This window comes from Microbacterium sp. (assembly GCF_052099035.1).
Classification (GTDB): Bacteria; Actinomycetota; Actinomycetes; order Actinomycetales; family Microbacteriaceae; genus Microbacterium.
This window is the reverse complement of record NZ_JBQDSX010000009.1, coordinates 75,858-87,489: the sequence shown is the minus strand read 5'-3', so window position 1 is coordinate 87,489 and position 11,632 is coordinate 75,858. Positions and strand designations below refer to the sequence as shown.

Genomic DNA, 11,632 nt, shown 5'->3' with positions numbered 1-11,632 from the left:
CTCTCGGCGTCTCCAAGCAGCTGGTCCCGGTTTACGACAAGCCGATGATCTACTACCCGCTGTCGACGCTGATCCTGGCGGGTATTCGAGACATTCTCATGATCACCACGCCGCACGATGCTGAGGCTTTTCATCGTCTCCTCGGTGATGGATCGAGATTTGGCGTGTCAATCACCTATAAGACGCAGCCGTCGCCAGACGGCCTCGCTCAGGCATTCGTGCTCGGTGAGGAACATATTGGCTCTGAGCCGGTGGCTCTGGTTCTCGGCGACAACATCTTCTACGGCCAGGGAATGGGCACCCAACTCCGTCAGTACACGGAACTCGACGGCGGAGTCGTCTTCGGGTACTGGGTGGACGATGCGACCGCGTACGGAGTGGTCGAGTTCGACTCTGAAGGAAGAGTTGTTTCTCTTGAAGAGAAGCCCGCTCAGCCGAAGAGTAACTACGCCGTCCCTGGTCTCTATTTCTACGACAACGATGTAGTCGAGATTGCCAAGAACCTCAAGCCATCTCCACGTGGAGAGCTTGAGATCACCGACGTCAACCGCGAGTACCTCAAGCGGGACAAGCTCAAGGTTCAGCTCCTGACGCGAGGAACCGCTTGGCTGGACACCGGTACATTCGATTCCCTCGCAGAAGCCACAGATTTCATTCGAACAGTTGAGAAGCGACAGGGCTTGTCGATCGGCTGTCCCGAAGAAGTCGCGTGGCGGATGGGGTTCCTGACCGATGATGAACTTCGTGCGCTGGCGGAACCACTGCGCAAGAGCGGGTACGGGGACTACTTGCTCAAAGCTCTCGCGCAGGGACGCGAATGACAGTGCCGGGACAACAGCCAGAACGATTCCCGACGGGCGGCAAGCGCCTTGTGATCTACGTCGTATACGACCGCCGGGGCGGCGTTGAAGAGTTCGTCCGATATGCGCTCGACGGCATGCGCGAAGATGCGACGCACATCATTGCCGTCGTCAATGGGTCGTTGGATGCTGAAGGACGCGCGCTCCTTGAAGGCGTGACGGACGAGATCCTCGTGCGCTCGAACGAGGGCTTCGACATCTGGGCACATAAAGAGGCGCTGGATCATGTAGGTGATCGCATCGGCGAGTTCGATGAAGTTCTCCTGACAAACGACACCTGGTTTGGCCCGGTACGTCCGTACGGTCCTGTGTTCGAGCGGATGAACGAGCGAGCCGTGCACTTCTGGGGCATGACGGACCATGAATGGGAACCGCTGAACAAGTTCACGAATGAGGGAGAGCTCCCGTATCACCTTCAGTCGTTCTGGATTGCAGTGCGCAAGGAGATGTTCCTGTCACCCGAGTGGCAGTCGTATTGGCGGGAGCTTCCACCGATGCCGTCGTACTTCGACGCGGTACTGAAACACGAAACACAGTTCACGCAGCATTTCGACAACCACGGCTATTCGCATTCAGTTGCTTTCGCGTCCGCCGACTACCCAACGGAACATCCGGCACTGTTCAATCCGGACCTCCTCATTGCTGACGGGTGCCCCCTCGTAAAGCGTCGGCCCTTCTTCCATTACCCGCCATTCCTCGACCGTCATGCGGTAACCGGTCGGAGAGTTATCAGCGATATCGCCGGGTACGGCTACCCGATCGAACTGATGTGGAGCAATCTGGCGCGAAACGTCCAGCCGAAGACGCTCAACACTGATGCCGGAATGCTCGAAGTGCTCCCAGACGTTGACACCGGATACGATCGCGGCCTGCCTTTTCGGATCGCGGTGATCGCCCACTGTGCAGATCCGCGGACGGTTGCCCACCTGCTGGACCGCATCGTGCAAATACCAGTGGGGTTCGATCTCTTCGTCACCACCACGGGAGAGACGGCTGCTAGTCGATTGCGAGATGCCGTCGATGAGCGACACATTGAGCATGTGGACTCCGTGGATATTCGTGTCGTGCCGTCGAAGCACGGGCGAGACATGAGCGCGTTCTTCGTCGGGTGTGGCGATGTACTGCGATCCGAGAAGTACGACCTAGTTGTTAAGATCCACACTCGTGCTCCGCGAAAACGGGGCGCTAACATTGCTCGGTACTTCCGCCGGTATCAATTGGAGAACTTGCTTTCGTCTCCCGGACAGTTCGCAAGTCTCCTCGCGCTGTTCCAGCGTGAGCCGGGTCTCGGGGCGGTTTTCCCGCCAATGATGCATATCGGTTACGCGGTCGCCGGTCGGGGCTGGTCTCACTATCGAGAGCCGGCAGAAGAAATGTGTAAACGGCTCGGGATCAGAGTCCCTTTCGATGGCACCACACCGCTGGCACCGATGGGTGGGATGTGGATCGGACGGCCAGAAGCACTTCGCCTCCTCGTCGAGGAGCAGCTTGAATATGGTGACTATGCGGTCCCCAAGAATGGGAAGCTTACTGGAGCGGATCTCGCCCGCGTGCAGGAACGTATGGTTCCGCTCGCGTTGGGCGAACTCGGTTATCACACCCGCACAGTCCTGAACCAGGAGCATGCAGGGATCGCGTACGCCAATCTCGCCTACAAGCTCGACCAGCTCTCAATTACTCCGCCCGGATATCCACTTGAGCAGATCCAGTGGCTGCACCGGGCCGGTTGGGCGGGAGCCGGCGGGATCGTAGCGATGACACGGATGTACGTGCGGCTGAATCATCCGAAAGCGGCGGCACGATTGGCACCGGTTGCGCGCCCGTTTGTCAGCGCGGCAAGGATCGGAATGCACGCTTTGCGAACTGCTCGCCAAAGAGGCCGTGGCGCTGAGAGCGAGGTTCAGCAGTGACCACCATCAGCAAGCCACAAGTCCTGGGTGCAAACAGCAGACGCGCTGTCATCTACGTCATCTTTGACCGCCGTGGGATGGTCGAAGAGTATGTCGAGTACGCGCTCCGAGAGATGCGCCATGATGCGGACCATATTCTTGCGGTGGTCAATGGCGCTCTTACCGAAGAGGGACGTGCTCGTCTCGAGTCGGTGACGGACGACATTCTCGTCAGACCTAACGAGGGCTTCGATATCTGGGGGCATAAGGCAGGACTCGCCCACCTAGGCGCGGAGATCGCTGATTTCGATGAGGTCGTTTTGACGAACGACACGTGGTTCGGGCCCGTTCGGGCTTACCGTGATGTATTCGACCGGATGGGCGCGGAAGCGCTTGATTTCTGGGGAATGACTGACAACGTCAAGATGAAGGACCCGTCCACAGGCGTCGGGCGCGTTCCTGATCACCTGCAGTCCTTCTGGCTCGTGGTTCGTAAGAACATGTTTCTCTCTGACGCGTGGCGTGACTACTGGGAAAACTTGCCCGCCATGGCCGACTACTACGACGCCGTGCTCAATCACGAGGTGACCTTTACCCAACGGTTCAACGAGGCAGGGTTCGCCTCAGCAGCGGCCTTCCCAGCATCGAGATATCCGACCGGGCACCCGGCGCTCTTCAATCCTGACCTTCTGATCGCTGACGGATGTCCTCTTGTGAAGCGACGCCCGTTCTTCCACTGGCCGCCCTACCTCGATCGTCACGCCGTGATCGGGCGTTGGATTGCCGAGGACATGGCGTCATACGGCTATCCGGTCGAGCACATGTACGCGAACTTGGCTAGAAATGTCGCACCGAAAGATCTCAACGTCGATCTCGGGCTCAACGATGTGCTGAGTGAGATCGACACCAGCTACGACGCATCGGTCCCCTTGAAGATCGTTGCAATCCTGCACATCTTTTACGTGGACATGACCGACGAGATGCTCGATCGCGTCGAAACGCTGCCTACATCGTGCGACCTGGTCGTGACGACGCAGAATGCCGAGAGAGCAGATGCCATTCGCGCCATCATCGATGCTCGTCCTGGTGGCGATGGCCGTTCAGTCAATGTGAGAGTTGTTGAGTCGAACGACGGTCGGGACCAGAGCGCGTTCCTCATCGGATGCCGAGACATCCTTCTTGACGGTGGGTACGATCTCGTCGTCAAATTGCACTCGAAGAAGACTCCGCAGGATGGCTTTAACGTCGGACGAGCGTTCAAAGAGCAGCAATTCTTGAACTTGCTCTCAAGTCCCGGTTACGCGGCCAACGTTGTGGCACTTTTCCAACGTGAACCTGGTCTTGGAATCGTCTATCCACCGATGGTGCACATCGGCTACCCCACTATGGGGCGAGCATGGTGGGCGAACAAGCCAGGGTTCGAGGAACTCGCGGCGCAGATGGGAATCGCAGTTCCGCTTGACGACATTTCACCGCTTGCTCCGTACGGCTCGATGTTCATCGCGCGCCCCGAAGCACTGCGGCTCTTGCTCGAGCATCCGTGGGCGTATGACGATTTCGGGGGTGCGGAGGCATATCAGGACGGAGGACTCGCGCACATTCTCGAGCGGGTCCCGAGCTACGCTGCTGCCGAGCTCGGGTTTCATACCCGCACGATTATGAGCGCGGAGTACGCTGCGGTCAGTTACACCACCATGGACTTCAACTTTGATGAGATGTCCTCGACGGTACCTGGCAGTACTCACGAACAGATCACGTTCCTGCGAGGCGTGGGGCATGTGGGGGAGGGCAAGCTCCGCGACTTCGTCAGAATGTACATGCGACGTAATCACCCGGGTGCGGGTAACCGCATCCGAGCTTTGCGGGCTCGGGTGACTGCCGGCATCCGGCGCAGACTAGCTGGACGCTGACACCTCACCTTCGAAGATTTGCCAATGCCGAGGATAGGCTGAGGCGACCCGAAATCGAAAAGGACCTCCCAAGTGGATAGATTCACTCGGCTCGCGGCCGAGCCGTTCACCACGATCGACGCCCAAGGCAAGCGCGATGGCGGACGTTGGGGCAAGCTCGGAGAGCTGTACAGTCGCCGCGACTTGCTCATGTTGCTCATCCGTCGCGATCTGCAGGCGCGTTATCGTGACAGTTTCCTTGGATTCCTGTGGACCGTGATCCGGCCGCTCGTGCAGTTCCTCGTATATTTCGTCGTTCTTGGACAGCTGCTCGGCGCAGCCCGCGGAATCGATAATTTCGCGATCTACTTATTCGCGGGCTTCACGCTTTACACGTTCTTTGCCGACGTGATCTTCGGGGCGACGGGATCAATCGTCGGAAACGCCGGGTTGGTTAAGAAGATCTATCTCCCAAGAGAGATCTTCCCGCTCGGCAGCATCGGCGCGGCCTCTTTCATGTTTCTCGTGCAACTGGGCGTGCTGCTCATTGCAGCGTTGCTTCTGAACGCGCTGCCGGCTCCGATCGACATGCTGTGGTTCTTCCCGTCGCTAGGCATGGTTCTCGTCTGGGCGACCGCGAGTGGGCTCCTCCTCGCAGCGCTCAATGTGTATCTCCGCGACATCCAGTACCTCACGGAAGTCGTCATGATGCTTGCGATGTGGGCATCGCCGATTGTCTACTCGTGGAACATGGTCAGGGACATCGTCAAGACGTATTCGCTTCCCGATTGGATTCTTGAGGTATACCTGGCGAATCCTCTGACGATTGGTGTGTTCGGTTTCCACCGCGCATTCTGGGGATCGGGAACAGCAGCTGACTATCCGCCCAACGTGGGGCTGAGGATCCTCATCATGATGAGTGTCGGACTCGTTTTCCTTTGGCTCGCGCATCGCGTATTCACGCGAATGCAGGGCAACTTCGCGCAGGAGCTGTAGCAGATGATGAATAAGACAGACGTCGAGTCGCGCCCGGACATCATTCGGCTAAACCAAGTCAGCAAACACTTCACCGTGCGTAAAGACAACAGTTTGAAAGATCGCATCGTGCACTTCGGTCGGCTTGGAAAGGCCTTTCGTGAAGAGTTCACGGCGGTCGATGAGCTCACGCTGAGCATCAAAGCTGGGACGACAGTTGGCTTGCTTGGGCAGAACGGCTCAGGAAAGAGCACCCTTCTCAAGCTCATCGGTGGAATTCTCGCCCCTTCGACCGGCACGGTACAGAGCAGAGGGCGTGTTGCAGCGCTGCTCGAGCTGGGTGCAGGTTTCCACCCAGATCTGTCCGGCCGTGAGAACGTCTATCTTAATGCGGCGATTCTCGGTCTCGACCGTCAGCAGATAGACGCGCGATTCGACGACATTCTTGAGTTCAGCGGCATCGGTGAGTTCATCGATACGGCTGTGAAGTTCTACTCATCTGGTATGTACGTTCGTCTCGCTTTCGCAGTGGCTGTACATACCGATCCGGACGTTCTGCTCGTGGACGAGGTTCTGGCAGTGGGCGACGAGGCATTTCAGCGCAAGTGCATGGATCGAATTCACCAATTTCGTGAAGAGGGGCGCACGATCATCCTCGTCAGTCACTCGGCGCAACAGGTTCAAGAGTTATGTGATCGAGGAATCCTGCTCCACCACGGCAAGCTGGTGTTCGATGGCGACATCAACCGTGCCGTTGATGGCCTGCGCGATGTGCTCGACGGCCGTGACGTGGGCGAGGCTCCGCCGGAGGAGACGATCCACCCGATTCAGGTGAAGCGGATCGAGCTCGTGGATGATGACGGCAGCAGTGTCAAGGAACTGCCGACCGGTAGTCCCTTTACCGTCCGGGTGCACGTCGACACCCTCCGGCGCATTGATCGTTGGGAGATTGGCTTCAGCATGGATACGCCACTGGGACAAATGGTGATGGCGTCTAACACCGAGGTGCTCGGGGTAAAGCTGGAACCGATCACGGGTCCAACATGGGTTGATCTCCGGATCGCCGGTGCGGGATTCGGGCCCGGAGATTACTTCGTCAACGCTAACGCAGCAGGTGTGAGCGAGCCCAGCAGCCATGGCCTGATGCGCGGTGCGATCCTTCGCGTACGCACGGACAACACCACAATGGGCACCGTGGCGGCGCTGATTAGCGTGACCTCGACGGAGGGGGAATGACCACGACTGCGCGGGTCGCAGCGGTGGTCCTGGCTTACCGCCCCACGAAGAGCATTATCACGAATGTCGAGAAGGTCGCGGCACAGGTCGACGCGACGTATGTCGTCAACAACTCCGCCGGCGAAAAGTCTAGCGAAGAGCTGTTCGCGTCACTGCGATCGCGCGGCTCCGTCGCGGTACTTGACCAGCCTGGTAACGTGGGCGTCGCGGCAGGTTTCAACGCCGGAATGCGGCAGGCTCTAACCGACGGCTTCGAATATGTGTGGATATTTGATCAAGACAGCACTGTCGCGCCGGGGATGCTCGATGCGCTGTTAGGTGCATTCGAACAGCCGGGTGCTCCTGTCGCGATCGCCGGGCCCGCTCTGCGCGCCGAGGAGACTGGGCACCTTTACGACGGAGAATCGGCCACGGGTGTACGGGACCAATCGGCGTTGATCTCATCCGGCGCGTTGTTCTCCCGTAAAGCGCTGGAGACGATCGGGTTGCACGACGAGCGACTGTTCATCGACTATGTCGATCACGACATCTCTTTTCGTGCCCGATCCGCGGGCTTTCGGCTGGTCAAGGTGTACGACACCGTGCTCGACCACCGATTCGGGGCTTCGATCGAGTCGCGTTTTCTCGGACGGCGTATCTACCTCTCGAACTATTCGCCGACGCGGCACTATTACATGACCCGCAACAGGATAGTCATAATCCGGCGATATGGATTTGGTCGGTGGTTCTGGGAAGACACGGCGTACGCCACCAAGGCATGGGTCAAGGTCTTACTCTGTGAGAAGGACCGCATGCTAAAGATGCGGGCAGCGTTGCGCGGCCTCGTTGCGGGCCTGCGGTTCCGCCAGGTTGGTAAGAGGGTCGACTGAGCATCGTGTCTCGCCGCGCGCGTCGCGGGCTGCCCGGGTAGGCGGAGTGTTGCAGATAAGATGGGCGATGATGTCGGAGAAGTTGGGTCGGGTGCTCGTGATCGTTCCTGCGTGGAACGAGGAGTCGAACGTAGGGATCACCGTGCGAGAGGTCCTCACGGAGGATTCTCGATACGACGTCGTAGTCGTAGACGATGGTTCGACGGACCGGACAGCCGACGTCGCGCGTGAAGCAGGAGCCTCTGTTCTCATCCTGCCGTTTAATCTCGGCGTCGGTGGTGCAATGAAAACGGGCTTTACCTATGCGAAGCGTAACGGCTACAAGCGTGCGATCCAGGTTGATGCCGACGGGCAGCACAACCCGGCACATATCGCGGCGGTCCTCGAAGGCCTAAACCGTGCCGACATCTCGATCGGGGCGCGCTTCGCGGATGTCGGGGACTACACAGTACGCGGACCCCGACGCTGGGCGATGGTCTTTCTGGCGACCGTGGTCTCACGCATCGCTAAGGCCCCGTTGACTGACGTCACGAGCGGCTTTCGTGCCGCGAACGACCGAGCCATTGCACAGTATGTAAGGTATTACCCCGCGGAGTACTTAGGAGACACTATAGACTCGCTGGTCGCGGCAGCACACGCTGGACTTCGTGTCACCCAAGTGCCCGTCGCTATGCGCCCGCGCGCATTCGGGCGTCCTTCGCAAGGGCCGCTCGGCTCGACGATCTATTTGTTCCGCTCGGTGTTCGCGCTGGGACTCGCTCTCACTCGCGGCCGTCGATGGGAGGCAGGCGCATGATCGTCATCGTGGGCATCGTGTTTGCGGTTTTTATCCTCGCGATCATCGTGTGGATGCTACTGAGCCACCGCCTCCGCGAGAAGTACGCGATCCTCTGGCTGGTAATTGGTATCACCATGCTGGTGTTAACGATTTTCCCAGACCTGCTGTTCTGGTTATCCGAGGTGCTCGGAGTGCAGGTACCCGCGAACCTTCTGTTCGTCGCTGCCCTCGCACTCCTGATAGGTGTGACCCTGCACCAATCCTGGGAGCTCTCGACGGGCGAGGACGAGACGCGTCGCGTGGCGGAGGAGGTCGCTATCCTCCGGACGGAGATTGAAGCGCTCCGCGCCGAGCTCGACGGCAAGAACCGCACTCACTGAGCGGTGACGTTCAGCGCCTGACGGCGAAGCGATCATCGTCGCGCAACCATGCACTGGACGTCGCACGGGTCATATTGGGCCAGGCGAACCAGAGGAGCGTTCCGAGCGTAACAGCGAAAGCTAGCGACCCGAAGATCCAGACGCCCATAGGGGAGAGTGGCGAGTTCCACCACCATTCGATGTCGCGATCTAAGTTGAGTCCGCTGACGTCCGCTCCGGTAATGTAACGCCGAAGGTTGGTGTGCAGTGCCAAGCTATTCGCGCCAACGAGGCCCAGAGCAACGACGCCGACCTGCAGGCGGGTGAGTCCTAGCGCCGCATCACGGATGCCAATGAGCGAAACGCCGACAAGCATTATCATGAGCGGATAAATGTAGCGGGGCTGTACACCAGAACCGACGAGAATGCCCTCCCGAACGAGAATAAAAAGGGGGACGGCGACTAACGCAGCAGCGACCCCGGAGAGCGCTAGCCACTTGCGTCCGTTCCCGTGGCGGAGGCCCCAGAACAATACGGCGGCGAACAGTCCATAGACGGTGCCCCAGACCAGCGTAGGCATCAGCGTGTCGAGCCACCCCAATCCCCAAAGACCGAGGGAGCCGATCCAGAGCTGCGGCAGTTCCTGGATGTTGGAGAACAGCAGTGAGATGAACGGAAGATCCCCAGCCTGGCTCTCGTTCGTCAGCACGCCCGACTGTCCGCTTGTCAGAAATAGTGCACTGGCGATAATCGCCAATGCAAGCGGAAGAAGTAAGTCAACGAAGAAGCGCTTCGTCATACGGAACGCGAGTACGATCGCGACCGCGAGCGCAACCATGCCGTAAGCAGCTGAATCGCTACGTGATCCGGCGCCCAGGATCATGAGTGCTGTGGCGAGTAGAGCGAGACCGATCTTCCTGCGACCAGTTTCCTCGAAGAAACCCCATACTGCCAACCACAGGCCACTAGCCTGCAGGATGGCCCAGCTGCTGGGATTCGCGCTCGGAACCAAGAACATTCCGAGCGGGACGATACCGATCAGCGCAGACCAGACGAGGTTGGGTCGCATGCGCATGGGTAGGAGGAAGAAGAGCGCACAGAGGGTGCCGACGAACAGAAGTGCATTGAACGCGCGCATCATGAGGATCGAGACCGATACGTCCTCGGTTACGAACACCGTCATGGTTCCGTAAAACACGGGCGGGTAGCCGTTGTCGAACCAGTTACCGCGCAGGGTGGGCGACATTGCGCCTTCGTCCAGGGGGCAAGTCGCAGCTTGATCTGGCTGGAACGCGTAGCACTGCGCAGCCTCGGCTAGATCTTCAGGGAGCGCACGCGCTGCATCGGACTCAGTCGTCTCGCAGCGTCCCTCGATAGTTCCGTTCGCACACCAGATGCTGCCCATGTGGTAATCCTCGTCCGGGCTCGAACCCTGCGGCGACGATACGCCCCACGCCAGGAGCGCGGTCAAGAGAGCCAGGGGTACGATCACGGCTGCGACGATCTGTCGTGTCCGGCGGGTCATCGCAGAGTGCTCCTCGGTGTGGGCGCGACTTCCATCGCCGAGCGTTTTCGGCGGTTCGACGGTCGCGGGTATTCTTGGGGGGTGCGTCTTCACCGTGTCTCATCTTATCCGCGTGCCGCCCAGCGGCTTCGATGCGCGTTGATAGCGACCGTCGACCGTCTCCGGACGGGGCAGAGACGGTGACCGCCGCGGCAGAGCGCGCGCTGAGCATTGTCATTCCGTCGTACAACTCGGCGCCTTGGTTGCCGTCGACGCTCGACGCCTTGGCCGCCGCCGTGCGCGAAGCCGATGTGGACGTTGAGGTCATAGTCGTGGATGACGGGAGTGACGACGGCTCGGATGCCGTGGTAGAGGCATTGGCGTCTGCATTCCCTGGCGAGCTGCGCGTGGTTCGTCAGGAGAACAGCGGACGCTTCCTGGCCCGATGGGCAGGCATCGAGCAGGCATCCGCCGATCTCGTGCTGCTGCTCGATTCCCGAGTGATACTGGCTCCCGATTCACTTTCGTACGTGCTCTCGGCAGCGGCCGCCGATTCCGAACCCGAGGGGTGGAACGCTCATGTTTACACCGATGCGGCATCGCCCCTGGTGGGCCGCTTCTGGGAAGTACCGACGTTCGTCTTCTGGGGCCGTTACCTGCGGAACCCGCGTCCGTACGATCTCACCGCAGAGACTTTCGACTCTGCGCCCAAAGGGACGGGCGCATTCCTCGCGCGCAAGGAGATGCTTCAGCAGGCGTTCTTGCACGCATGGCCCGAGGGCGACGCCAAGTTGATTTCCGACGACACCAAGATCCTGCGTTGGATCGCCGAGCACGGTGGTATCCGATTGGACCCAGGGTTTTCCGCGACCTATCGACCGCGTTCTACCGTCGGTGGTTTCGTTCGGCACTCCTTCGATCGCGGCACGCTGTTCGTCGACAGCTATGCGGGTACCTCCTTGTTGCGGTCGCTCATTCTCCTCGGCGCCGTGGTGACACCTGTGCTCGCACTCGCGGCGATTGCGTGGTCCACGATGGCAGGGCGGGGGCTTCTTGCCCTCTCTCTCGTCGCGCTCATCCTCCTCGCCCTGCTGGTCCCGCTGATCCCTGCAGCGCTCAATCGATGCTCCGGCCGAGCCATGCTCGCGTACGTGACTTTCGTCCTCGTCTTCCTCGTCCCGTTCTGGAGCGGTCTGGTGCGGGGCACGATCCTCCACCGATCGGCGTTCACTGATCGGTCCCGCTCTGCTAGCTCTGCAGCCTGAAAGGCGCC

The 11,632-nt window shown here is 59.8% G+C and carries 10 protein-coding genes; 9 read left to right on the top strand and 1 reads right to left on the bottom strand.

The annotated features are described in order from the left end of the window. From rfbA to ACTIAO_RS04790, 8 genes are all read left to right on the top strand, one after another. A partial coding sequence (rfbA, locus tag ACTIAO_RS04825) for a glucose-1-phosphate thymidylyltransferase RfbA (RefSeq protein WP_441905132.1) occupies window positions 1-821 on the top strand: 821 nt, incomplete at its 5' end. Beyond that, complete coding sequence (locus ACTIAO_RS04820) at window positions 818-2,770, top strand: rhamnan synthesis F family protein (protein ID WP_441905131.1); 1,953 nt, start codon at window positions 818-820, stop codon at window positions 2,768-2,770. The genes rfbA and ACTIAO_RS04820, both read left to right, overlap by 4 nt. Continuing rightward, the gene (locus ACTIAO_RS04815; protein ID WP_441905130.1) at window positions 2,767-4,659 is read left to right on the top strand and encodes a rhamnan synthesis F family protein; all 1,893 of its coding nucleotides are present in this window, start codon (window positions 2,767-2,769) and stop codon (window positions 4,657-4,659) included. The genes ACTIAO_RS04820 and ACTIAO_RS04815 overlap by 4 nt, the downstream gene beginning before the upstream one ends. A gap of 72 nt (window positions 4,660-4,731) precedes the next feature. Continuing rightward, complete coding sequence (locus ACTIAO_RS04810) at window positions 4,732-5,634, top strand: ABC transporter permease (RefSeq protein ID WP_441905129.1); 903 nt, start codon at window positions 4,732-4,734, stop codon at window positions 5,632-5,634. Window positions 5,635-5,637: 3 nt separating this feature from the next. After that, entirely contained in the window at window positions 5,638-6,849 is a 1,212-nt protein-coding gene (locus ACTIAO_RS04805; protein WP_441905128.1) for an ABC transporter ATP-binding protein, read from the top strand. Continuing rightward, a complete protein-coding gene (locus ACTIAO_RS04800; RefSeq protein WP_441905127.1) occupies window positions 6,846-7,718 on the top strand; it encodes a glycosyltransferase family 2 protein in 873 nt (290 codons plus the stop codon). The genes ACTIAO_RS04805 and ACTIAO_RS04800 overlap by 4 nt, the downstream gene beginning before the upstream one ends. 70 nt (window positions 7,719-7,788) lie before the next feature. After that, window positions 7,789-8,514 carry a glycosyltransferase family 2 protein gene (locus ACTIAO_RS04795; RefSeq protein WP_441905126.1) on the top strand — a complete coding sequence of 242 codons (726 nt, stop codon included), beginning with the start codon at window positions 7,789-7,791 and terminating at the stop codon, window positions 8,512-8,514. Beyond that, window positions 8,511-8,876, top strand: a complete 366-nt coding sequence (locus tag ACTIAO_RS04790; protein WP_441905125.1) for a DUF2304 domain-containing protein — start codon at window positions 8,511-8,513, stop codon at window positions 8,874-8,876. The genes ACTIAO_RS04795 and ACTIAO_RS04790 overlap by 4 nt, the downstream gene beginning before the upstream one ends. 10 nt (window positions 8,877-8,886) lie before the next feature. On the opposite strand, the gene ACTIAO_RS04785 is transcribed toward ACTIAO_RS04790, so the two are convergent. After that, entirely contained in the window at window positions 8,887-10,380 is a 1,494-nt protein-coding gene (locus ACTIAO_RS04785; RefSeq protein ID WP_441905124.1) for a DUF2142 domain-containing protein, read from the bottom strand. A 131-nt stretch (window positions 10,381-10,511) separates the two neighbouring features. Between ACTIAO_RS04785 and ACTIAO_RS04780 the strand changes: the two genes are divergently transcribed. After that, window positions 10,512-11,624 (top strand): glycosyltransferase family A protein, encoded by a 1,113-nt coding sequence (locus ACTIAO_RS04780; RefSeq protein ID WP_441905123.1) that lies wholly within the window; start codon window positions 10,512-10,514, stop codon window positions 11,622-11,624. The last annotated feature ends 8 nt before the right edge of the window (window positions 11,625-11,632 follow it).